A 23,528-nucleotide genomic window follows, 5' to 3' on the forward strand; every position below is an offset into this window, starting at 1 on the left:
GATGACGATCCAGCGTGTATTGCCGGGCCGTATGCCAGCAGAACTCCGCCGCTCCCAGCGCGCCCCACGAGATTCCGTAACGCGCCGAGTTCAGACAGGTAAAAGGACCTTTCAGCCCGCGCACATCCGGGAAGATATTCTCTTGCGGCACAAACACGTTATCCATGACGATTTCGCCAGTGATCGACGCACGCAAACCGACCTTGCCGTGAATCGCTGGCGTACTCAGACCCTTCCAGCCTTTTTCCAGAACAAAGCCACGTATGTCGCCGTCGTCATCTTTCGCCCACACCACAAACACATCGGCAATCGGACTGTTAGTGATCCACATTTTGCTGCCCGTCAGGCTGTAGCCGCCATCCACCGAACGCGCACGCGTAATCATCGCGCCAGGATCCGAACCATGGTTAGGCTCCGTCAGACCAAAGCAGCCAATCCACTCGCCCGACGCCAGCTTCGGCAAATATTTTTGCTTCTGCGCTTCAGTACCGAACTCATTGATCGGCACCATCACCAGGGAGGACTGCACACTCATCATCGAGCGATAACCCGAGTCAACGCGCTCAACCTCACGAGCAATCAGACCGTAGCTGACATAGTTCAGGCCACTGCCACCGTACTGCTCGGGAATCATCGCCCCCAGCAAGCCCGTCTCACCCATCTCGCGAAAGATCGCAGGATCGGTCTTCTCATTGCGGAAAGCCTCAAGTACACGCGGCGCCAGCTTGTCTTGAGCAAATTGCTCAGCGCTGTCACGCACCATGCGCTCTTCTTCTGTGAGCTGCTGATCCAGCAACAGTGGATCAATCCAGTTGAAGCTTGCTTTACCCGCCATGAAAGAACCCTCGCGAAATAGATCAAATGTCGTTGGCCGATCCTAGGCCCCTCTATATAAGAAGCACAAACGAGGATTCAGCACGGCGTTGTGATAATTTCTCACTCCGTGATGGGCTAAAACGCCATTTCTGCCCACCTTTAGTGAGGAAGCCGTACATGCGCCGCAAGATCCCCAGCACAACAGCCCTCATCAGCTTTGAAGCGGCCGCACGCCACGAAAGCTTTACCAAAGCCGCGCACGAGCTTTCCCTGACTCAAGGCGCCATTTGCCGACAGATAGCCAGCCTGGAAGAATTCCTGAGTGTAGAACTCTTCAGACGCTCCAAACGTGGCGTAAAACTGACCGAAGCAGGCCTTTCCTACAGTAGGCGCGTTGCGACCCAACTCGATGCCGTGGAACGGGACACGCTGTCCGTCATGGGCCAACAAGGTGCCAACACCATAGAGCTGGCCGTCGTCCCCACCTTCGGCACGCAATGGCTACTGCCTCGCCTCAAAGACTTCCAGCAGCAGCACCCCGACGTCACCGTCAACCTCACAAACCGTACGCGCCCCTTCCTGTTTGCCGACACTGACTTCGATGCTGCCATCTACTTCGGCGATGCCGACTGGTCCGGCACGTCGTCCCACCGCTTGATGGGAGAAAACCCGCTGCCCGTGTGCAGCCCATCACTACTGGGCGCACATCAAAGCCTCAGTACACAGGCCATTGCCGAGCTGCCCCTGCTGCAACAAACCACCCGCCCCTACGCCTGGCGCCAATGGTTTAACGCACAAGACATGAGCGTGCCGCGCGACATGACCGGCCCCCGCTACGAACTGTTTTCAATGCTGGCCCAAGCCGCCCTACACGAAATGGGCGTCGCACTGATCCCTCCCTTCCTCATTCAGCGCGAATTGGCCGAAAAACGCCTGGTGATTGCCAATCAGCACACATTGCCCAGTACCAAGGCTTACTACCTGATAATTCCCGAACGCAAAATCGAGTCCGCTTCGCTACAGGCCTTTCGCGACTGGCTGATCAAGCAGGCCGAGGCCTACAGCCTGATTTGAACGAACGCATCGTCCAAACAAGTTATGTAGTGACACCCTAAAAGCACCTACAGATATACGTAAATGTCGCCTTTTGACACGCATGACTTAAGTCTAACTGGACAAACCTGAAGCCCAGTAACCACGCGGCCTACAGGGTATTTCTCAAAGTTATGCAGCGATAACCAAAAGAAATGTGAAAAAAAATCAAAAACAGCCTTAACTGTCTACAAGGCCCACAGAATAAGGCCTGTAGCCGATCATTGCGACATTCGGTCACTGCATGACTTGTAGTTAATGTTCCGTCACCCTTCATAAGTTCTTGAAAGCCCCAAAAATCGCCAGCAGAATGCCGCGCCCCACCTCAGATTTGGTGGGATCGTGCTGATCGGCCGCCCCAGTCGCACCACCCGTAGTGCGCTGGCTTTCTTATAAAAGATCACGCAGGAGATATGACGTGCACATTGGTGTTCCTCTCGAAACCCAAACGGGTGAAACGCGGGTTGCTGCAACCCCGGAAACCATCAAGAAGCTGATCGGCCAAGGCCATAAGGTGACTGTTCAAAGCGGCGCGGGCATTAATGCCAGCGTCATCGACAGCGCCTATGAAGCCGCAGGCGCAACCATTGGCAGCGCTAAAGACGCCTTTGGCGCCGAGCTGATCCTCAAAGTGGTTGCTCCCAACGACAGCGAATTGGCCCTGATCAACAGCGCCGCCGTGCTGATTGGCATGCTCAACCCGTTCAGCAATGAAACCATTGCCAAACTGGCCGAGCGCGGGATCACCGCCTTCTCCCTGGAAGCTGCCCCCCGCACCTCCCGTGCGCAAAGTCTTGATGTGCTGTCATCCCAAGCCAACATTGCCGGTTACAAAGCCGTGTTACTGGCCGCGCATCACTATCCGCGCTTCATGCCCATGTTGATGACCGCCGCCGGCACTGTAAAAGCCGCCCGCGTGCTGATTCTCGGCGCAGGTGTTGCAGGCTTGCAGGCCATTGCGACGGCCAAGCGACTGGGTGCAGTCATCGAGGCTTCTGATGTGCGGCCTGCGGTAAAAGAGCAGATCGAATCGCTGGGCGCCAAGTTTGTCGATGTCCCTTACGAGACCGACGAAGAACGCGAGTGCGCCGTCGGTGTTGGTGGCTACGCGCGCCCGATGCCCGCCAGCTGGATGCAACGCCAGGCGCTGGCCGTGCACGAACGCGCCAAGCAGGCCGATATTGTCATCACCACGGCATTGATCCCCGGCCGCAAGGCACCTGTACTGCTGAGCGCCGACACTGTGGCGCAAATGAAGCCAGGCTCGGTGGTCATCGACTTAGCAGCCGCGCAAGGGGGCAACTGCCCGCTGACCGTGGCAGATCAAGTGGTCGTCGAAAACGGCGTGATCATTGTCGGCCCGACCAACCTGGCCGGAGAAGTGGCCGCAGACGCATCAGCGCTGTACGCCCGCAACCTGCTGGACTTCCTCAAGCTGGTCTTCACCCCCGAAGGGCAGTTCCAGATCAACCTTGAAGACGACATCGTCGCCGCGTGCCTGATGTGCCGCGACGGTCAAGTCGTGCGCAAAAACGGCTGAGGATAAAAATAATGGAAGAGCTCATCTCCCCCGGCATCTACAACCTGATCATTTTCGTACTGGCTATCTATGTCGGGTACCACGTGGTCTGGAACGTAACCCCTGCACTGCATACCCCGTTGATGGCCGTCACCAACGCCATTTCCGCGATTGTCATCGTCGGCGCCATGCTTGCCGCTGCGCTGACCGTCACGCCACTGGGTAAAACCATGGGCACCCTGGCGGTCGCTCTGGCAGCCGTAAACGTATTCGGTGGATTTTTGGTCACCCGGCGCATGCTGGAAATGTTCAAGAAGAAAGCACCTAAAGCTAAAGAAGAGGTGCGCAAGCCATGAGCATGAACCTGGTCACTGTTCTCTACCTGGTTGCGTCGATCTGCTTCATCCAGGCCCTTAAAGGCCTCTCGCATCCCACCACTTCGCGGCGCGGCAACCTGTTCGGCATGCTCGGCATGGGCCTGGCCGTTCTGACCACCATCGGTCTGGTCTACAAACTGGGCGCAGAAATTGCGACCGCAGGCATCGGCTACGTGATTGTCGGCCTGTTAGTCGGCGGCACCGCTGGCTCGATCATGGCCAAGCGCGTTGAAATGACCAAAATGCCTGAGCTGGTCGCCTTCATGCACAGCATGATCGGCCTCGCTGCCGTGTTTATCGCCATCGCAGCCGTGGTAGAGCCCCAATCGCTGGGCATCGTCAAACACTTGGGCGACGCCATCCCGGCGGGCAACCGTCTGGAACTGTTCCTGGGCGCAGCCATTGGTGCGATCACCTTCTCGGGCTCGGTCATCGCGTTCGGCAAACTGTCGGGCAAATACAAGTTCCGCCTGTTTCAGGGCGCACCCGTACAGTTCAGCGGCCAACACAAACTGAATCTGGTACTTGGCCTGGCCACACTAGGTCTGGGCATCACCTTTATGCTCACCGGCAACCTCAACGCATTCGCGCTGATGCTGGCTCTGGCGTTCGTACTGGGCGTGCTGATCATCATCCCGATTGGCGGCGCCGACATGCCGGTCGTGGTGTCGATGCTTAATAGCTACTCGGGCTGGGCCGCAGCCGGTATCGGTTTCTCGCTGAACAACTCGATGCTGATCATCGCCGGCTCGCTGGTAGGTTCTTCGGGCGCCATCCTTTCGTACATCATGTGCAAAGCGATGAACCGCTCGTTCTTCAACGTGATCCTCGGCGGCTTTGGCGGCGCAGCCGATGTCGGCGGCCCTGCAGGCGCACAAGAAGCACGCCCGGTTAAATCCGGCTCGGCTGATGACGCAACCTTCCTGCTGACCAATGCCGATACCGTGATCATCGTTCCGGGTTACGGCCTGGCCGTGGCGCGGGCGCAACACGCACTCAAAGAGCTGACCGAAAAACTGACCCACCGCGGCGTGACCGTGAAATATGCGATTCACCCGGTCGCGGGTCGGATGCCTGGCCACATGAACGTTCTACTGGCCGAAGCAGAAGTGCCTTACGACCAAGTGTTCGAAATGGAAGACATCAACTCCGAGTTCGGCCAAGCCGACGTGGTGTTGGTGCTCGGCGCCAACGACGTGGTCAACCCGGCGGCCAAGAACGATCCGAAATCGCCGATTGCCGGCATGCCGATCCTCGAAGCCTACAAAGCCAAAACCGTCATCGTTAACAAACGCTCCATGGCCAGCGGCTATGCAGGCCTGGATAACGAACTGTTTTACCTGGACAAAACCATGATGGTCTTCGGCGACGCGAAGAAAGTTATTGAAGATATGGTCAAAGCCGTCGAGTAACATCCAGACCTTGCAACACCCAGAACCCCGGCGCTGAATTCACCGGGGTTTTTTATTTCCTGAAACATCCCGACCAAAGGCTCTAAATCGGCCTGCGGCATTCGACCATGGTAGCGGGACGCTGCGCTTTGAAAATGAATAGACTGCGCATCTTGCTTCCGTTGCCCGAGATAACAATCCATGTACCGTGAACGTATTCGCCTGAACTCCCTGCACGATAAGGTTATGAGCGCCGAAGAAGCCGCCGCCCTTATTAAAGACGGCATGACCGTCGGCATGAGCGGTTTTACCCGTGCCGGTGAAGCCAAAGCCGTCCCGCACGCCCTGGCCGAGCGGGCCAAGCTTGAACCCCTGAAAATCACCCTGATGACCGGCGCCAGCCTGGGCAACGACCTCGACAAGCAATTGACCGAAGCCGGTGTACTCGCACGACGCATGCCGTTCCAGGTCGACAGCACGCTGCGCAAGGCGATCAACGCCGGCCAAGTCATGTTCATCGACCAGCACCTGTCCGAAACCGTTGAGCAACTGCGTAACAAGCAACTCACGCTGCCGGACATCGCCGTCATCGAAGCCGTTGCCATTACCGAGCAAGGCCACATCGTGCCAACCACCTCGGTGGGCAACTCCGCCAGCTTCGCGATTTTCGCCAAACAAGTGATCGTCGAGATCAACCTGGCGCACAACCCGAACCTGGAAGGTCTGCACGACATCTATATTCCGACCTACCGCCCGACGCGCACACCGATCCCGCTGGTAAAAGTCGACGACCGCATCGGCAGCACCGCCATCCCGATCCCGGCAGAAAAAATCGTCGCGATCGTGATCACCAACAAACCGGACTCGCCGTCGACCGTGTCCGAACCCGACCACGAAACAGATGGCATCGCCTTCCACCTAATCAACTTCCTCAAGCAGGAAGTTGCAGAAGGCCGCATGACCAACAAGCTCGGCCCGCTGCAAGCCGGTATCGGCAACATCGCCAACGCGGTGATGTGCGGCTTGATCGACTCGCCGTTCGAAGACCTGACCATGTACTCCGAAGTGCTGCAGGACTCGACCTTCGACCTGATCGACGCGGGCAAGATGAGCTTTGCATCGGGCAGCTCGATCACCTTGTCCGAGCGGCGCAACTCAGATGTCTTCGGCAACCTTGAGCGCTACAAAGACAAACTCGTGCTGCGCCCGCAAGAGATCTCCAACCACCCAGAAGTGGTTCGACGCCTGGGCATCATCGGCATCAACACTGCGCTGGAGTTCGACATCTACGGCAACGTCAACTCCACCCACGTCTGCGGCACGCGGATGATGAACGGCATCGGCGGCTCGGGCGACTTCGCCCGTAACGCACACCTGGCGATCTTCGTGACCAAGTCCATCGCCAAAGCCGGAGCAATATCCAGCGTTGTGCCAATGGTCAGCCACGTCGACCACACCGAGCACGATGTCGACATTCTGGTGACCGAGCAGGGCCTGGCAGACTTGCGCGGCCTGGCACCGCGTGAACGCGCTCGCGTGATCATCGACAACTGTGTTCATCCAGACTTCCGTGAAGCCCTGAACGACTACTTCACCAAAGCCTGCGCCATTGGCGGCCACACCCCGCACATCCTGCGCGAAGCCTTGAGCTGGCACATCAACCTGGAAGAAACCGGGAAAATGCTGCCGTAACACGCGAACTAGACAGCCGCCGGAGAAAACACTGTTTTTCGGCGGCTTTTTTATGCCCGCCTGACAAAAACTGTACTGCTGTACTGGTTGTTTCCTACCCTTAACAGTCATCCTTCCTACTAAAAAAGCTAATTTCGCACCAACATAGTGCCGACAGGTACAGTTGTGCTCATTTTTGGCCGTACAGCACCCATAAACAGTTAACTGGCCCATCGCAATACAGTTGAACTGTATCTACAGAGTCTGGACAGAGAGGAGGATCATTGGCATCAGTTAAACCACTACCTAATGCCGCCACAAGCGGAAGGATGCCGTCATGGAACGTACACTCAGTTCCGATCTGTTCAGCGAAAGCAACACTGTAAACACCCAGGCTTCGATGCCTCTGCGCGTACTTGCCAACCTGATGTTGTGGCAGCGCCGTATCTCCAGCCGCCATCAATTGGCTCGTCTGGATTCGCGTCTTCTGGCTGATGCCGGTATCAGCGAAGCACAGCGTTACGAAGAGCTGAGCAAGCCGTTCTGGCGCTAATGAGCGCTCGCTGGCCCTGACCATCGGTCCACTGCCAGCACCCAGAATTGAAAAAACAAAACCCGTCGCGGGTAACCGCGACGGGTTTTGTCGTTTCAGGCACCTGATTTCAACAGGTTAACAGCGGACAGATACAGTTTTAACAAACCAAAAACTAAACAGTACAGTTAGCCAAAAGCCTGATCCAGAGCACTCCTTCTGCGCCAATCGTCAAAACCACCTTTGCGCCAAGCAGCCCTGCGCCTACTATTCGCCTCAGAATCGTCTATTTTTATACGACCCTCTTCTGGAGCAACACCATGCCCACTCTTCGTCTGTTCAGTGCCGCTGCTTTGCTGACACTTGCTGCCAGCGCCAGCGCCTCCAGCTTCCTCGTCACTACCGATGCCATCGTGGGCGCCCTCAAAGCCACCTCCGACCTGACTTCGGACGCCACCGGCTCACTGCGTAACAACAAAATTGTGCGCGAAGCCCGTGACGACGCTGCCAGCTTCGTCGCCAGCGAAGGCGTTATCCGCGGCGTGAAACTGGAAAGCGCATTCGACACCATTCGCCAGCAAGCACCTCAACTGCAAGCCACCGATGCCCAACTGGCGCAGGCCATTCTGGCAATCTGATGTTCGGGTGGGAGCTGCCGCAGGCTGCGATCTTTTGACTTTTTACAGATCAAAAGATCGCAGCCTGCGGCAGCTCCCACGCAAGTAGGCGCACGCCACACGTCTATTCTCTTAAAGCTTCATGAAGATCCCGACCCCGTACTGGTTCTGCTCCGACCATTACGCTAGCCTTGGGCCTCGATCACACAGAACGAGACCCATGCGTTTTTCTTTATTAGCGCTTCTTGCACTCTGCTGGACCCACTCAGCTTTCGCCTTCGACACGACCACCCAAAATGTGGTGCTCAGTGGTTACGTCACCAGTAAAGTGACGTCCGCGCCTTTCGATAACAAATTGATTTGTGCCGCCCAGGATGACGCTGCCGTCTTTATTGCCAGTGACGGCCAACAACGAGGCGCACAGCTGGAGTCGGCCTTGCGCTACCTGCGCCAGACCCAGCCAAAATTGAATGCCTCCGACCTTGAACTGGCACAAGCAATTCTCGTCCAATAAGCACCCGCGTTTTCTGGAGATGTTTCATGCGTAGCCCTTTAATTGTCGCCACCCTTGGTCTGTTGCTGCTCGCCGATATGGCGCAGGCACACACCGTCGTGCAGACCAGTAACATCATCGTGCGCGCGTTTGGTCGCACCATCGACTTCACATCCGACACCACCACGTCCATTCGTGACTCCAAAGTGGTTCGTGAAGCCCACGACGACGCAGCCACATTCGTTGCCAGCGAAGGCACTATTCGCGGTGCGCAACTGGAATCAGCCTTCAACACCCTGCGTGACCGCGTGCCTGAAGCGCGTAACGCCAGCGACCACGACCTCGCCGAAGCTATCCTCGCTCTGTGAAACAACTGACTGGCTGGCTCGCGGCATGCGCCCTGCTGTTTATCGCTAATAGCGCGCACGCAACCCTTCATTTGCAGCTCAAGACAGATGGCCTCACACCTGCTGAGCAGCAAGCCAGCCAAGCGCTGCTCGACGAAGCCATGCAAAAGCTTCCACCACGCTTTATCGAGCAACTGGATCGCCAGATTGTGGTCGGCTGGAGCAATGACATGCCCAGCAACGCTTACGGCCAGGCGTCATTGGTGTCTGAGCTGGACTTGAATCGCAACCTGTTGGCCGGTCTGACCGATGGCTCAGCCGCGACCCAAAAGACCAACCGCCCTCACGGCACCGTGCGTCAGGAAATGCTCGCCACCGTGCTGCACGAACTGACCCACCTCTACGACCGCGCCCGCCTCTGGCCAGCCGCAGAGCGTGCCGTCATCCAACGCTGCACACGGCAAAACAGCAGTGCGGGGCTGATTGGCCTGCCTGACCAATGCCGCGGCCAAACCGAGCGCCGCTTCACCCTCAGCGATGACCCTCGCCTGCTTGACCTCGCGGGCTGGCAGCAATATGTGGGTCGCCGTGGTGAGCGTGAACAAGACAACCACCAGATCGTGCGCAGCCCCGATCTGTACGAAGTCAGCAACCCCAAAGAATTCGTCGCGGTCAACATGGAGTACTTCCTCCTTGACCCGGCCTACGCCTGTCGGCGCCCCGCGCTGTATCGCTACTACAAAGAGCGGTTCGGCTGGGCCCCCGCCGCCAAGGACGAATGCCCCAAAGCCTTTCCCTTTCTGAATGCCGGCAACGACTTTGGCAAACAACCGCTCGGCAGCGTCGACCCCGAGCGGGTGTACGCCGTCGACTACCTGCTGGCCGAAGCCAATCAGGAATGGGCCAGCCGTTGGGGTCACAGCATGCTGCGCCTGGTGATTTGTGCACCCGGTCGTCCTCGCGGCCCTGACTGCCGACTCGACCTGCAAGAACACTTGGTGTTGTCCTACCGGGCTTTCGTTAACGACGTACAGCTTTCAAGCTGGGACGGCCTGACGGGCGCCTACCCTTCGCGGCTGTTTGTACTGCCGCTGGCTCAAGTCATCGACGAATACACCAAAACCGAACTGCGCAGCCTCGCTTCTGTGCCGCTCAACTTGAGCCGCCCGGAAATCGAAGAAGTGGTCGAGCACGCCGCCGAGATGCATTGGAGCTACGATGGCAACTATTACTTTGTGTCCAACAACTGCGCGGTCGAAACCCTGAAACTGCTGCGCAGCGGCAGCGACAACGCGCAGCTCAAAGGCCTGGACAGCATCGTGCCCAACGGCCTGCTTGAAGTGCTCAAGGCCCGCGGCCTGGCAGACACCCGCGTGTTGGACGATCCCCGCGAAGCCCTGCGCATGGGCTATCGCTTTGACTCCTACCGCGACCGCTATCAAGCCATGTTCAACGTCTTGAAAACCCGCTTGCCGATCCAGCAAAAAACAGTCGAAGACTGGATGGCCCTGAATGCTGACGAGCGTCGCCCGTGGTTTGCCCAAGCCGACCTGCGTGCCAGCGCGGCCATGCTGTTACTCGAACAAGCCAGCTTCCGGCGTCAGCTGTTGTTGGCTCAGGACGAAGTGAAACAAAAGTACCTGGGCGCGCGCGGGCTCAAAGATGGCGGCATGGATAAAGCCAACAAAACCCTGCAAGAAATACTCGCCAGCAGCGGCTTCCTCAGTCGCCCGGCCGAGCTGCTTGGTAGCAGTGGCTATGGCCTGCCACAAGCCAAAGAATGGGAAATGCTCGAATCCGAAAGCAGCCAGCGCCAGAAACAACTGCTGCGCCTGACCGGTGATTTAGACAAAGAAGTGCGCAGTTTGCTGGAGCCTGCCCGAGCCGCCGAAATGGCCGCCACCGAAACCAACGTCAAACAGATCGCTGAACACCTGCGAGCGATTCACAAAGCGGCGGGCGGGTTGCAGCTGCCGTAACCCACACCCAACCCTGTGGGCGCCTGATGCGGTTTATCCGCTAAACCGCGTCAATACCTTCGCGGGCAAGCCCGCTTCCACAGGATCGACGCCATCACCTGTTAAGCGCCCGGCACAAAGTGCTTCTGCGCTGTGCCGTGGGCGATCAGCCGCGAGAGGTAATTCATTTTCTCGGCGTCCTGGTCGACAAAGCGGAAGGTCAGTTGCAACCAGTCGCTATCAGGTTTGGGCTCGTACGCCACGATGGCATGCAAGTAGCCATTCAAACGCGCCACCTCAGCCCGCTCACCCTGCTCAAGGTCCAATACCGCGCTGGCCAACACCTGCGGCAGCACTTCGCCACGACGCACCACCAGCAGCGCCTCCTTGAGGCTCAGCGCTTTGATCACGCAAGCCTGGATGCCCGTGGGCAAACGCAGTTGCCCTTGGCCGCGACCCGCCAGTGTCTGGGCAGCCGGTTTGGCCACGGGCGCGGGTGTCGGTGCTGGACGCGCCACTGGCGAAGGCGCCACAACCTGCGCCTTGCCGCCCGTCAGCGCATTCAGTGAATCATTGGCCAGGGCCGTGCTGACACGCGTCGGCGCGCTGGCCATCACCGCGCCAATCAAACCCGCCTTGGTGAAAGCCTTTTTCACTTTGGTCAGCAATTGCTCATTGGTGAATGGCTTGCTGACAAAGTCCGAAACGCCCGCCTGGATCGCCTGCACCACGTTCTCTTTGTCGCCACGGCTGGTGACCATGATGAAGGGCAGCGTTTTCAGGCGGTCCTGCTCACGGCACCACGCCAGCAGCTCAAGCCCGGACATTTCCGGCATTTCCCAGTCGCACAGCACCAGATCAAATGGCTCCCGGGTCAGCAAGGCCTGGGCTTTGCGGCCGTTGACCGCGTCTTCAATCCTGATACCGGGAAAATAGTTGCGCAGGCAATTTTTCACCAGATCGCGAATAAACGACGCGTCATCCACCACTAACACACTGACCTTGCTCATCGACTGCTCCTTTAAAATCCTGACACCCTGCGCCCAATGATGGCCAATTGCCAAGACCGATCAGCACCTCGCCCCCATTACAGTTCACCAAGCGCCTTAACTATAAACGCCATAAACGAAAACGCCCGGCAATGAGCCGGGCGTTTTATGTCGCAGGCAGTCTTAGTTATCGTCCGCTGGCGACTCAACATTAGCCTTGGTGCCTTCAACTTCTTCGCGCATGCGCTTGAGGCCCATGTGCCGCACGTCTGTACCCCGCACCAGGTAAATCACCAACTCCGAGATATTGCGCGCATGGTCGCCGATACGCTCCAGCGAACGCAGCACCCAGATGATGCTCAACACACGCGAGATCGAACGCGGGTCTTCCATCATGTAGGTGGCCAGCTCACGCAAGGCTGTCTTGTATTCGCGGTCGATGATTTTGTCGTACTGCGCGACGGACAGCGCCAGCTCAGCGTCAAAGCGGGCGAACGCGTCCAGGGCATCGCGCACCATGTTGCGCACCTGGTCGCCAATGTGGCGCACTTCTACGTAGCCGCGCGGGGCTTCACCCTCTTCACACAACTGAATCGCGCGGCGTGCGATCTTGGTCGACTCGTCGCCAATGCGTTCCAGATCAATCACCGACTTGGAGATGCTGATGATCAAACGCAGGTCAGAAGCCGCCGGTTGGCGCCGGGCCAGAATGCGCAGGCACTCCTCGTCGATGTTGCGTTCCATCTGATTGATCTGCTCATCGATCTCACGCACTTGCTGAGCCAACCCGGAGTCAGCCTCGATCAACGCAGTGACCGCGTCGTTAACCTGTTTCTCGACCAGACCGCCCATCGCCAGCAAGTGGCTGCGCACGTCTTCGAGTTCCGCGTTGAACTGAGCGGAAATGTGATGGGTGAGGCCATCCTTTGAAATCATGGTCTTGCTCCGCAAAAGCCTCAAGCGACAAGCTTCAAGCTACAAGTTGATTGTGTCGTTACGCCGATCTGCTTTCTCTTGCCGCTTGAAGCTAAACGCTTGCAGCTGGCAACTAGCCATATCGCCCAGTGATGTAGTCTTCGGTCTGCTTTTTCGCCGGGTTGGTGAACAAGGTGTCGGTGTCACCGTACTCAACCATTTTGCCCATGTACATGAACGCGGTGTAGTCCGAAACCCGTGCTGCCTGCTGCATGTTGTGCGTCACGATCACGATGGTGAACTTGGACTTGAGCTCGTAGATCAGCTCTTCAACTTTCAGCGTCGAGATGGGGTCGAGTGCCGAGCACGGCTCATCGAGCAGCAACACTTCGGGTTCGACCGCGATGGTACGGGCAATCACCAAACGCTGTTGCTGACCACCGGACAAACCCAGCGCCGAGTCGTGCAGACGGTCTTTGACCTCATCCCACAGCGCCGCGCCTCTCAGTGCCCACTCAACCGCTTCGTCGAGAACACGCTTTTTGTTGATGCCCTGAATCCGCAGGCCATACACCACGTTTTCGTAGATGGTCTTGGGGAACGGGTTAGGCTTTTGAAACACCATACCCACGCGACGGCGCAACTCGGCCACGTCTTCGCCTTTGCGGTAGATGTTGTTGCCGTACAGGTTGATCTCGCCTTCTACGCGGCAACCATCAACCAGATCGTTCATGCGATTGAACGTGCGCAGCAGCGTGGACTTGCCACAGCCAGACGGGCCGATAAACGCCGTTACCCGTTGCTTCGGGATGTTCAGGCTCACGTCGTACAGCGCTTGTTTTTCGCCGTAGTACAGGTTCAGGCCCGGCACTTCAATGGCGACGGTTTCGTTCGCCAGGTTCAGGCTTTGTTTGCTGCGACCCAAGGCCGACATGTTGATGCCGTGGGCTGAGGAATCATGCTGCATGGGTTGCTCCATACGCTAAAAATTCGTTTCGATCACGGTGACCGAGGTTTCATCTGTAGGAGCGGGCTCGCCTCGTGATCTTTTGATCTTTAAAAGATCGCGAGGCGAGCTCGCTCCTACAGGTTGTGAATCAATCAGCTATCCAGCGCCTTGTACTTCTCGCGCAAGTGGTTACGTATCCACACGGCCGACAAGTTAAGGGTCGCGATCACCAGCACCAGCAGCAGCGCGGTGGCGTACACCAGCGGGCGGGCCGCTTCAACGTTCGGGCTCTGGAAGCCAACGTCATAAATGTGGAAACCCAAGTGCATGATCTTCTGATCGAGGTGCAAGTACGGGTAGTTGCCGTCCAGCGGCAGCGAAGGCGCCAGCTTGACCACGCCCACCAACATCAGCGGCGCCACTTCACCGGCCGCACGGGCCACCGCCAAAATCATGCCGGTCATCATGGCCGGGCTGGCCATCGGCAGTACGATCTTCCACAGCGTCTCGGCTTTGGTCGCGCCCAGCGCCAGCGAGCCCTCACGCAGGGTGCGCGGGATGCGCGCCAGCCCTTCTTCCGTGGCCACAATCACCACCGGCACGGCCAACAGCGCCAAGGTCAGCGAGGCCCACAACAGGCCCGGCGTACCAAAGGTCGGCGCTGGCAAGGCTTCGGCGAAGAACAGTCGGTCAACCGAGCCGCCCAGCACGTAAACAAAAAAGCCCAGACCAAACACCCCGTAAACAATCGCCGGGACGCCAGCAAGGTTGTTGACCGCGATGCGGATCACCCGGGTCAACGTGTTCTGTTTGGCGTATTCACGCAGGTACACCGCCGCGAGCACGCCGAATGGGGTCACGATCACGGCCATGATCAAGGTCATCATCACAGTGCCGAAAATCGCCGGGAAGATTCCGCCCTCCGTGTTGGCTTCACGTGGGTCCTGGCTCAGGAACTCCCAAATGTTACTGAAATACATCGCCAGCTTCTGCCAGCTGTTCATGGCGTTCGGCTGGTAAGCCTTGACCACTTTGCCAATGTTGATTTCCAGCTCTTTGCCGTTGGCATCACGGGCAGTGAGGCTGTCGCGGTTGAACTCGGTGTGCAAGTCGCTCAAGCGCTCCTCAATGGCTTTATAACGCGCATTCAGCTCGGCACGGCCAGCGTCCATATCGGCTTGCGCGGCAGCGTCCAGATTGCCGGCCAACTCCAGCTTGCGGCCATGCAGACGAATACGTTCCAGTCCGGCGTTGATGGCGCCAATGTCTTTCTTTTCCAGTTGGCTGAGCTGCGATGCCAGGTCATTAACGCGTTTGACTCGGGCTTGCAGCTCTGGCCATGCCGCAGCGCCTTCTGCCACCACCTTACCGTTTTCTTTCACATTGACCAGGTAGCCGTAGAAGTTGCCCCACTCGCGGCGCTCAATGGCCATCAGCTCTGGCGGCGTGCTCTCACCGGTCAACCACTCACCCACCACCCAGGTAAAGTCGTTACCGTTCAGGTCACGGTTACCCACCTTGATCAGCTCGCGCGTCATGAACTCAGGGCCTTGCGCCGGGACTGGCAAGCCCGCACTTTTCAGGCGCTCACGCGGGACCTCTTCTTTTTGCACCACTTCGCCGATCACCAAGTGATTGGCATCACCCGGCACGTCGTAGTGCGCGTGAATCAGGTCGGCGGGCCAAAAGTGCCCGAGGCCGCGCACGGCAATCACCGACAGCAAGCCGATGGTCATGATAACGGCGATGGAAACGGCACCACCGCTGATCCAGACGCCGGGGGCGCCGCTCTTGAACCAGCCTTTGAGGGAGTTCTGTTTCACAGACTTCTACCTTCCTTAAAGCGACGAATATTTCTTGCGCAGACGCTGACGAATCAGCTCCGCGAGGGTGTTCATGATGAACGTGAACAACAGCAGCACCAGCGCCGAGAGGAACAGCACGCGGTAATGACTGCCGCCCACCTCCGACTCCGGCATCTCTACCGCCACGTTCGCCGCCAAGGTGCGCAAGCCTTCGAACAGGTTCATTTCCATGACCGGGGTGTTGCCCGTGGCCATCAACACAATCATGGTCTCGCCGACCGCACGGCCCATACCGATCATCAGTGCCGAGAAGATCCCCGGGCTGGCAGTCAGGATGACCACGCGAGTCATGGTTTGCCACGGCGTGGCACCCAGCGCCAGCGAACCCAGGGTCAGGCCGCGTGGCACGCTGAACACGGCGTCTTCGGCAATCGAGTAGATGTTCGGGATAACCGCAAAGCCCATCGCCAGACCCACCACCAGCGCGTTGCGCTGATCGTAGGTGATGCCCAGGTCATGGGAGATCCACAGGCGCATGTCGCCACCAAAGAACCAGGCTTCCATGTGCGGGCTCATGTACAGCGACAGGCCACAGACAAACAAAATCACCGGGATCAGGATCAGGCTTTCCCAGCCCTCTGGCACACGCAGACGAATCGACTCAGGCAGGCGGCTCCAACCAAAGCCCGCCACCAGAATGCCAACCGGCATCAGCACCAGCAGGCTGAAAATACCCGGCAAGTGCCCCTCAACATACGGCGCCAGGAACAGGCCCGCGAAGAAGCCCAGGATCACCGTCGGCATGGCTTCCATCAGCTCGATGACCGGCTTGACCTTGCGGCGCAGGCTCGGCGCCATGAAATAAGCGGTGTAGATTGCAGCGGCAACGGCCAGCGGTGCGGCCAGCAGCATGGCGTAGAACGCTGCCTTCAACGTACCGAAGGTCAAGGGCGCGAGGCTCATCTTCGGTTCGAAGTCGGTGTTGGCAGCAGTCGACTGCCACACGTATTTAGGCCCGTCGTAGTTCTCGTACCAGACCTTGCTCCACAGCGCACTCCAGGACACTTCCGGGTGCGGGTTCTTCAAGGTCAGCGGCAGCAGCTTGCCACCCTCTTCCACGATGATCCGGTTAGCGCGTGGCGACAGGGCCATGATGCCAGGGCCTTCAGCCACTTTTTCGACCAGCAAAGTACGATGCGCGGTGCTGTGGAACACGCCAATCTCACCGGCGGCATCCAAGGCCAAGAAGCCCTTGCGACGTTGCTCAGCGGTAATCTCAACAATCGGTGAAGTGCCCATCTGGAAACTGCGGATGTGCTTGAAGCGCTGCTCGCCATCCGGGTCACGGGCCATGAACCACTGGCTCAGGCCGCCGCTCGAATCCCCGAAGATCAACGAAATACCGCCCACCAACTGCGTGCTGGCAGTGATTTCAGTGTTGGCGTCTTCCAGCAACTTGTAACGACCATTCAGGCTCTTGTCGCGCAAGCTGAACACATCCGCCTGGGCACGACCGTTGACCACATACAGCCACTGCTGACGCGGATCGACATACAGCGCCTTGACCTTCTCGGTCATCTGCGGCAAATCGATGCGATTCTCGGATTTCGTGACTTCGCCGGTCATCGCGTTTTCTTCGCTGCTCAACGACAGCACGCTCAGTTGTGAACCCGACGAACCCGCAATCACCAGCGTTGAATCGTTGACGCTGAGGTTCACGTGATCCAGCGAACGCCCTTGCGGATCAAGCGTGATCGGATCTTGGCCGTACGGGTATTCAATGGCAGGGGAGATGGTCTTTTTGCCATCCGGGTAGCTGACTTTATAGGTGTGACGGAACACCAGCGCCTGACCATTGGACAAGCCCAAAATCACCACCGGGCTGCCGGGCTGGTCTTCGCCGAGCGACGTCACGTGCGTATCAGCGGGCAATGGCAAATCAAGCCGCGACAGTTCTTTGCCATCCTTCACGCTAAAGAACAACACCTGGCCCTTGTCGGACACCCGCATCCCCACCTGATTCTGCTCTTCAACCGAGATCATCAGCGGCTTGCCAGCGTCCTGCATCCACACCGGCGTAATCGCCTGCTTGGCATTCAGGTCAGCCCCCTGAAACAGCGGGAACACCACATAACCGAGAAAGAAGAAGATCAGGGTGATTGCGCCGAGCACGGCAAGACCGCCGATAAAGACATACCAGCGGGTCAGGTGATCTTTAAGCGCGCGAATGCGGCGCTTGCGCTGCAATTCAGGCGTATTGAAGTCAATGCGCTTGGGAGCGGGGGACGTCGTCATTGTGGAATTGGCCAGATCATTCATGCGCACACCCTAGCGGTCCTGTATGACAAAAAGATGACAAAACGGTGACGCAAAAAAGCCACCGCGCAATAGTGCTGGCAGCTCAGTGAAATATTAGTCGATGCAGGGGCAAGTTAGCCCGCTCCCTGCATCTCGCCTGAAACTCTGCTCAGGCGTTTACGGCGTTTTACTTGCCTTCATGCAGGCCCAGATCAGCCAAGGCCTTGGCAGCCACTTTGGCTGGCAGCGGGATGTAGCCGTCTTTCACGACCACTTCCTGACCTTGCTTGGACAGAACCAGCTTGATGAATTCGGCTTCCAGCGGGTTCAACGGCTTGTTAGGCGCCTTGTTCACGTACACGTAAAGGAAACGCGACAGCGGGTATTTGCCGTTCAATGCGTTTTCTTCGGAGTCTTCGATGAACTCAGTGCCGCCTTTCTTGGCCAGCGCTACGGTTTTCACGCTAGCCGTTTTGTAACCGATACCCGAGTAACCGATGCCGTTCAGCGAAGAGCTGATCGACTGCACAACCGAAGCCGAACCTGGCTGCTCGTTCACGTTTGGCTTGTAGTCGCCTTTGCACAGGGCTTCTTCTTTGAAGTAGCCATAAGTGCCGGATACCGAGTTACGGCCGAACAATTGAACAGGCTTGTTGGCCAGGTCGCCGGTCACACCCAGGTCGCCCCAGGTTTTCACATCAGCTTTAGCGCCGCACAGACGAGTCGACGAGAAAATCGCGTCAACCTGTTCCATGGTCAGGTGCTGGATCGGGTTGTCCTTGTGCACGAACACCGCCAGCGCATCGACAGCAACCGGGATTGCAGTTGGCTTGTAGCCGTACTTCTGCTCGAAAGCAGCCAGTTCGGTGTCTTTCATTTTGCGGCTCATCGGGCCCAGGTTAGAAGTGCCCTCAGTCAACGCAGGTGGCGCAGTGGCGGAGCCAGCGGCCTGAATCTGAATGTTTACGTTTGGATATTCTTTCTTGTAAGTCTCAGCCCACAACGTCATCAGGTTCGCCAGGGTATCGGAACCAACGCTGGACAGGTTGCCCGACACACCGGTGGTCTTGGTGTAGGCCGGAATGGTCGGATCAACACCCGCGGCAACCGCATTCGCAGTTGCAACGCCTGCGGCGACAAAAGTCAGGGCCGCCATCACACGCTTTAGTTTCATGCCTTACTCCTAGCAAACGGGGTTAGATGAATCGGGGGCCAGTATCAGCAGGCCATATGACCACTCTATGAACCGATTGTGACAGTTAGATGAAAGGCCATCATTTCGGCATTAATCATCGAAGGTTCACTACCCTTCTGCGCCGCGCTACAGCTATACACCTGTTATTTCTGACAGTAGACACCTACATCAAGGGCAAATACTGTGTTTCAGAACCAAATCTACTCAAGAAGTGTTTGCTATGGTGCCGAATTTGGTTTGGCCGGATCGCTGGACTCCGACACTTTTAGTGTCAGACCCGCGTTCGCGGCCTATTCGTAGCATTGCATACTGCCGAAGCACAATTGGGCAACCCGCTGATGAGCGGATCACACGCCAAAGATTCGATGGCGCAGGGCGTTTCGTCGCCTCCCGCGATCCTCGGTTAACCTCAGATAACCTCACAACGGTCAACTCACTCTCTGGTAAACCCCTTCTAACGGAAAACGTCGATGCTGGCTGGCGCTTGAGCCTCTGGAGTGAGGCTGGCAAAGTGCTGACTCATTGGGATAGTCGTGGTACCGAGCAACAAACAGTCTTTGATGAGCTCCAGCGCCAGATTTCTATCAGCGAACAATCGGAGGTGGTTGAGCGATTTACCTATGGTCAAACAGGCGCTTCTAATCAAGCAGGACGCTTAATCAGGCACGATCATCCGGGGGGCACCCGACTCATCCCCGATTATGGGTTATCGGGTTTGCCACTCGTTGAAACCCGTTTGTTTTTGACCGCGTTACAGTCACCGAATTGGCCAGAAGCGTTAGATGATCGAGATCAGATGCTGGAGGCTGACTGTTATACCGATCACTTTGTTTTCAACTCTGTGGGTGATGTGATTGCGCACACGGATGCGAAGAATAATACACGTCATTTTATGCACACGCTTGCCGGTGAACTTAAATCCGTTAGTTTGATGCTTGCCAATAAATCCACCCATTTAATAGTCAGCGACATTCGCTACACCGCACGAGGTCAAATTGAACGTGAAACGGCCGGGAATGGCATTATCACCCAGTCAATTTATGGGGCTGCTGATGGCCGCCTGATTAATAAGTCTGCCGGTTCGCTGCAAAACCTTTCTTACGACTACGACCCCATCGGAAATATTCTATCCATCAAAGATACAGCGCACCCCACCACGCATTTCAGAAACCAGCGCATTGATCCCATCAATCACTATCGCTACGACAGCCTGTATCAATTGATAGAAGCTACGGGGCGTGAAGTAACATCGGCGCAGTTCGGCTCACCACTACCTTCATTACAGCCGACGCCTCTCGACCCCCATCAACTCGTCAATTACACCCAGAATTTCGAGTACGACGCAGCGGGCAATTTGCAGGTAATGCAACATATCAGTCCTAACGCAACCTCTTATAGTCAAAAAATGATAACTTCCCAGCACAGCAATCGAAGCCTGTTACTGGTTAATGACCACTGTCCGAGTGAGCAGGAGATATTCGATAGTTTTGATGCCAACGGCAACCTCAAAGAATTGCAACGCGGTCAAACAATGACATGGAATGTGCGAAATCAACTTCAACAGATCAATAACGTTGTACGTGAAGATGCGCCGAATGACTCAGAAGTCTATCTGTATGATGACGCCGGTCAACGAGTACGCAAGGTGCGTATCACTCAAGTCGCTGACCGAACTCGGCTGGCGGAAACATACTACTTACCCGGACTGGAAATACACCGCAACACTGCGACAGGCGAAGTCTTTCATGTGATCCGCGTTGAGGCCGCAGGTTGTAGCGTGAGAGCACTGCATTGGGACACGCCTCCGCCGACCGGCATCAGTAATGATCAAGTGCGTTATAGCCTGGGCGATCATTTGGGCTCCTGTACTCTGGAGCTGGACGACCAGGCTGACTTAATAAGTCAAGAAGGTTATTACCCGTTTGGGGGGACAGCGTGGTGGGCAGGCCGAAGTGCAGTTCAAGCCAAATATAAAACCATTCGTTACTCGGGAAAGGAACGAGATGCAACAGGGCTTTATTATTATGGATTACGCTATTACGCACCTTGGCTGAAACGCTGGATCAACCCAGACCCCGCAGGTGACATAGATGGCCTGAACAGGTTTGTTATGGTGAATAACAATCCGATTAATTTTTATGATGCTAATGGCCTGCAAAAATACAAAGGCAAACACGACCTACTTGAAATATCTGTAACTATGGACAGAGGAAAAATACTTGCACGAGGTCTTTCCAAAATAAAAGAAAAGGCACCCGAAGCTGGCGAGGGCCTGCAAAGGGCATTGGACTATGCAAAAATTGCTACGAGCGAAGCCTCTGGCATGCTCGAAAAAAATAACCTTTCAGACAACCAATCAAAATTAGCCGTTCGTATATTCGGTGCCCGCGCGCACGACGAAAGCGTTAAAGCAGATCTACAGGCACGGGTAAAAATAATAAACAATGCCGTTCATGATTACATCAGTAAAAGCTCTGAGCAGATAGTGGCGATCAAATCAAATAAGCCTTCAGAGCTGGCATTCACGATAAAGAAAGACAACAAAGAGCGTATTTTTTTTACAGAGGTTGGATTAAAACAATCATCTCACGACATTGCGAAGACGTTTGTTCATGAGATCTCACATCGAGTACTGGACACCGAAGATTTCCACTACTATGGCAAAGGCCATCATATAAACCCCGAAGACATGTCTACTGGCAACCTTGAGGCAGACAGGGTATCTCAGGGCAAAGAAGATGAACGGCTCGCCAAATACACCTCTGAAAACGTGCCTAAAAAAGCGGCAACAGGAATATTCGGTACTCATGATAAAACTGGCATTTTAGCCACGATGGAGGCAAACCCGCTGACTAGGTCAAACGCACTATTAAATAATGCAGATTCAATCGCACTTTATATTTTTGGTCTTGCTCATGCACGCATACAACGAGCACAGATGGGTATTAATAGTTGATGGCTTGGTTGAGTCAAGCCATCGCACATAGCGTAGACAGATAGTCCGCGTGATCAGCGCCCCTTTTTCCACAGATAAGCGCCCACACACAGGCCCATCAGAGAAATGATCGCCACGTAATACGCCGGGCCCATCGGGCTTTCCTTGAGCAACAAGGTCACGGCCATGGGTGTCAGGCCGCCGAAGATGGCGTAGGCCAGGTTGTACGAGAACGACAAACCGCTGAAACGCACCACAGGCGGGAAGGCTTTAACCATCACATACGGCACCGCGCCGATGGTGCCTACAAACAAACCGCTCAAGGCATACAGCGGGAACAGCCAGTCCGGGTGCTGCAACAGGCTGTGATAAAAGACCCACGTGGTCGCCAGCAGTGCAGCACACCCCACGACGAAGACTTTGCCGGCGCCAAAACGGTCAGCCAAAGCACCCGAAGCGATGCAGCCCAGGCTCAGAAAAACGATGGCCAAGCTGTTGGCTTGTAACGAGGTGGTCGCCGAAAAGCCGTACACCGTTTGCAGCACGGTGGGCGTCATCAAGATAACGACGATGATCCCGGCCGACAGCAACCAGGTCAGCAGCATCGACACCACAATTGCGCCACGATGGTCACGCAGAACGGTCTTGAGCGGCACTTCTTCGGCCAATGCCTTGCGCAGTTGCAGCTCGGCAAACACCGGGGTTTCGTGCAGCCAGCGGCGCAGGTACACCGAGAACAGCCCGAATACACCGCCCATCAAGAAAGGAATCCGCCACGCGTAATCAGAGACCTCAGCCGGTGTGTAGATCGTATTGATCGCCGTGGCCATCAATGAGCCCAGCAAAATACCCGCCGTCAGACCGCAGGTCAGGGTGCCGCAGGCGTAGCCAACGTGACGTGGCGGCACGTGTTCAGCCACAAATACCCATGCGCCGGGCACTTCACCGCCAATGGCAGCGCCCTGGATGACGCGCATCAGCAGCAAGAGAATCGGTGCCCACAGGCCGATCTGCGCATAGGTCGGCAGCAGGCCCATGATCAGGGTCGGTACGGCCATCATGAAAATGCTCAAGGTGAACATCTTTTTGCGCCCCAGCAGGTCGCCGAAGTGCGCCATGACGATGCCGCCCAATGGGCGAGCCAGGTAACCTGCGGCAAAAATGCCGAAGGTTTGCATCAGGCGTAGCCACTCCGGCATGTCCGCCGGGAAAAACAGCTTCCCGACTACCGTGGCGAAGAACACAAAAATAATGAAGTCGTAAAACTCTAGCGCCCCGCCCAAAGCAGACAGCGACAACGTTTTGTAGTCATTACGGGTTAACGGTCGCGAAGGTGGCGCGGCGCTGGAAGACTCAGTGATCATGGGGTATTGCTTCTCTTATTAGGCTCGACGAAAAGCTGCATCTACGCCGGCAGGGCTTGGCAGGTTTTGAAAGATAACAAATTGTTTGCAAAAGCACAGAGCTAGACGCATGGCGTGCTGAAAAAGCCGAATCAGGAGGTCGTCGGGCGGACGATGGCCCGATATACTCGCAGGCCGTAAGAAACATTCAGCAACTGCTGAAGTTGCTGTGCGAAACGCCTGCTAGACACTCTCCAGCCGGTTTCGCCGAGTTTCTCTTCGCGCG

General features: G+C 56.6%; 19 protein-coding genes (1 of these 19 running past the window's edge). 11 read left to right on the forward strand and 8 right to left on the reverse strand.

All coding sequences use genetic code 11. The features are described from left to right. Positions 1-835, reverse strand: partial view of an acyl-CoA dehydrogenase gene (locus RHM56_RS22635; protein WP_322236242.1) — the 5' portion only. 347 nt of this gene lie to the left of the window's left edge; the window shows 835 of its 1,182 coding nt (coding positions 1-835); it begins with the start codon at positions 833-835; its stop codon lies off the left edge, out of view. A 158-nt stretch (positions 836-993) separates the two neighbouring features. Here RHM56_RS22635 and RHM56_RS22640 point away from each other — a divergent pair, with 158 nt between their 5' ends. The 10 genes from RHM56_RS22640 (at position 994) to RHM56_RS22685 (ending at position 10,834) form a co-directional block, all read left to right on the forward strand. Continuing rightward, positions 994-1,890, forward strand: coding sequence for a LysR family transcriptional regulator (locus tag RHM56_RS22640; RefSeq protein WP_322236243.1), 897 nt, complete (start codon positions 994-996; stop codon positions 1,888-1,890). 436 nt (positions 1,891-2,326) lie between these two features. Continuing rightward, entirely contained in the window at positions 2,327-3,448 is a 1,122-nt protein-coding gene (locus tag RHM56_RS22645) for a Re/Si-specific NAD(P)(+) transhydrogenase subunit alpha (protein WP_322236245.1), read from the forward strand. A gap of 11 nt (positions 3,449-3,459) precedes the next feature. Next, positions 3,460-3,783: an NAD(P) transhydrogenase subunit alpha gene (locus RHM56_RS22650; protein WP_003438157.1), complete on the forward strand. Its 324-nt coding sequence runs from the start codon at positions 3,460-3,462 to the stop codon at positions 3,781-3,783. Beyond that, positions 3,780-5,216, forward strand: coding sequence for an NAD(P)(+) transhydrogenase (Re/Si-specific) subunit beta (locus RHM56_RS22655; protein WP_322236247.1), 1,437 nt, complete (start codon positions 3,780-3,782; stop codon positions 5,214-5,216). Before RHM56_RS22650 ends, RHM56_RS22655 begins: the two co-directional genes overlap by 4 nt. Before the next feature lie 180 nt (positions 5,217-5,396). Further along, positions 5,397-6,887: an acetyl-CoA hydrolase/transferase family protein gene (locus tag RHM56_RS22660; RefSeq protein ID WP_322236249.1), complete on the forward strand. Its 1,491-nt coding sequence runs from the start codon at positions 5,397-5,399 to the stop codon at positions 6,885-6,887. Positions 6,888-7,203: 316 nt separating this feature from the next. Then, on the forward strand, positions 7,204-7,419 hold the full coding sequence (locus RHM56_RS22665; RefSeq protein WP_060696280.1) for a DUF1127 domain-containing protein: 216 nt from the start codon (positions 7,204-7,206) through the stop codon (positions 7,417-7,419). A gap of 299 nt (positions 7,420-7,718) precedes the next feature. Beyond that, positions 7,719-8,036, forward strand: a complete 318-nt coding sequence (locus RHM56_RS22670; RefSeq protein ID WP_019411855.1) for a DUF2388 domain-containing protein — start codon at positions 7,719-7,721, stop codon at positions 8,034-8,036. Between the two features lie 199 nt (positions 8,037-8,235). After that, complete coding sequence (locus tag RHM56_RS22675; RefSeq protein WP_322236252.1) at positions 8,236-8,529, forward strand: DUF2388 domain-containing protein; 294 nt, start codon at positions 8,236-8,238, stop codon at positions 8,527-8,529. A 26-nt stretch (positions 8,530-8,555) separates the two neighbouring features. Next, the gene (locus RHM56_RS22680; RefSeq protein ID WP_322236254.1) at positions 8,556-8,876 is read left to right on the forward strand and encodes a DUF2388 domain-containing protein; all 321 of its coding nucleotides are present in this window, start codon (positions 8,556-8,558) and stop codon (positions 8,874-8,876) included. After that, a complete protein-coding gene (locus RHM56_RS22685; RefSeq protein ID WP_322236256.1) occupies positions 8,873-10,834 on the forward strand; it encodes a DUF4105 domain-containing protein in 1,962 nt (653 codons plus the stop codon). Before RHM56_RS22680 ends, RHM56_RS22685 begins: the two co-directional genes overlap by 4 nt. A gap of 101 nt (positions 10,835-10,935) precedes the next feature. Here the strand turns inward: RHM56_RS22685 and RHM56_RS22690 are convergent, their stop codons facing one another. The 6 genes from RHM56_RS22690 to RHM56_RS22715 all read right to left on the reverse strand — a co-directional run bounded on the left by RHM56_RS22690 (position 10,936) and on the right by RHM56_RS22715 (position 18,943). Next, positions 10,936-11,823: a response regulator gene (locus RHM56_RS22690; RefSeq protein ID WP_322236258.1), complete on the reverse strand. Its 888-nt coding sequence runs from the start codon at positions 11,821-11,823 to the stop codon at positions 10,936-10,938. A gap of 162 nt (positions 11,824-11,985) precedes the next feature. Further along, entirely contained in the window at positions 11,986-12,738 is a 753-nt protein-coding gene (gene phoU / locus RHM56_RS22695; protein ID WP_322236260.1) for a phosphate signaling complex protein PhoU, read from the reverse strand. Between the two features lie 112 nt (positions 12,739-12,850). Beyond that, the gene (gene pstB, locus RHM56_RS22700; RefSeq protein ID WP_322236262.1) at positions 12,851-13,684 is read right to left on the reverse strand and encodes a phosphate ABC transporter ATP-binding protein PstB; all 834 of its coding nucleotides are present in this window, start codon (positions 13,682-13,684) and stop codon (positions 12,851-12,853) included. A gap of 134 nt (positions 13,685-13,818) precedes the next feature. Then, positions 13,819-15,489, reverse strand: coding sequence for a phosphate ABC transporter permease PstA (gene pstA / locus RHM56_RS22705; protein ID WP_322236264.1), 1,671 nt, complete (start codon positions 15,487-15,489; stop codon positions 13,819-13,821). Between the two features lie 15 nt (positions 15,490-15,504). Further along, positions 15,505-17,790, reverse strand: coding sequence for an ABC transporter permease subunit (locus RHM56_RS22710; RefSeq protein WP_322236266.1), 2,286 nt, complete (start codon positions 17,788-17,790; stop codon positions 15,505-15,507). A gap of 166 nt (positions 17,791-17,956) precedes the next feature. After that, positions 17,957-18,943, reverse strand: a complete 987-nt coding sequence (locus RHM56_RS22715) for a phosphate ABC transporter substrate-binding protein PstS (protein WP_322236268.1) — start codon at positions 18,941-18,943, stop codon at positions 17,957-17,959. A gap of 241 nt (positions 18,944-19,184) precedes the next feature. On the opposite strand from RHM56_RS22715, the gene RHM56_RS22720 reads away from it, so the two are divergent. Then, on the forward strand, positions 19,185-21,920 hold the full coding sequence (locus RHM56_RS22720) for an RHS repeat-associated core domain-containing protein (protein WP_322236270.1): 2,736 nt from the start codon (positions 19,185-19,187) through the stop codon (positions 21,918-21,920). Between the two features lie 53 nt (positions 21,921-21,973). On the opposite strand, the gene RHM56_RS22725 is transcribed toward RHM56_RS22720, so the two are convergent. Continuing rightward, positions 21,974-23,263, reverse strand: a complete 1,290-nt coding sequence (locus RHM56_RS22725) for an MFS transporter (protein ID WP_322236272.1) — start codon at positions 23,261-23,263, stop codon at positions 21,974-21,976. Positions 23,264-23,528 lie beyond the last annotated feature (265 nt).

The sequence above is a fragment of the Pseudomonas sp. CCC3.1 genome (assembly GCF_034347405.1).
GTDB lineage: Bacteria > Pseudomonadota > Gammaproteobacteria > Pseudomonadales > Pseudomonadaceae > Aquipseudomonas.

Coding starts and splice junctions, on each gene's coding strand:
- RHM56_RS22640 (WP_322236243.1), top strand. CDS start 994: ATGCGCCGCAAGATCCCCAGCACAACAGCCCTCATCAGCTTTGAAGCG.
- RHM56_RS22650 (WP_003438157.1), top strand. CDS start 3,460: ATGGAAGAGCTCATCTCCCCCGGCATCTACAACCTGATCATTTTCGTA.
- RHM56_RS22655 (WP_322236247.1), top strand. CDS start 3,780: ATGAGCATGAACCTGGTCACTGTTCTCTACCTGGTTGCGTCGATCTGC.
- RHM56_RS22660 (WP_322236249.1), top strand. CDS start 5,397: ATGTACCGTGAACGTATTCGCCTGAACTCCCTGCACGATAAGGTTATG.
- RHM56_RS22665 (WP_060696280.1), top strand. CDS start 7,204: ATGGAACGTACACTCAGTTCCGATCTGTTCAGCGAAAGCAACACTGTA.
- RHM56_RS22670 (WP_019411855.1), top strand. CDS start 7,719: ATGCCCACTCTTCGTCTGTTCAGTGCCGCTGCTTTGCTGACACTTGCT.
- RHM56_RS22675 (WP_322236252.1), top strand. CDS start 8,236: ATGCGTTTTTCTTTATTAGCGCTTCTTGCACTCTGCTGGACCCACTCA.
- RHM56_RS22680 (WP_322236254.1), top strand. CDS start 8,556: ATGCGTAGCCCTTTAATTGTCGCCACCCTTGGTCTGTTGCTGCTCGCC.
- RHM56_RS22690 (WP_322236258.1), bottom strand. CDS start 11,823: ATGAGCAAGGTCAGTGTGTTAGTGGTGGATGACGCGTCGTTTATTCGC.
- phoU (WP_322236260.1), bottom strand. CDS start 12,738: ATGATTTCAAAGGATGGCCTCACCCATCACATTTCCGCTCAGTTCAAC.
- pstB (WP_322236262.1), bottom strand. CDS start 13,684: ATGCAGCATGATTCCTCAGCCCACGGCATCAACATGTCGGCCTTGGGT.
- RHM56_RS22710 (WP_322236266.1), bottom strand. CDS start 17,790: ATGAATGATCTGGCCAATTCCACAATGACGACGTCCCCCGCTCCCAAG.
- RHM56_RS22715 (WP_322236268.1), bottom strand. CDS start 18,943: ATGAAACTAAAGCGTGTGATGGCGGCCCTGACTTTTGTCGCCGCAGGC.
- RHM56_RS22720 (WP_322236270.1), top strand. CDS start 19,185: ATGGTGCCGAATTTGGTTTGGCCGGATCGCTGGACTCCGACACTTTTA.
- RHM56_RS22725 (WP_322236272.1), bottom strand. CDS start 23,263: ATGATCACTGAGTCTTCCAGCGCCGCGCCACCTTCGCGACCGTTAACC.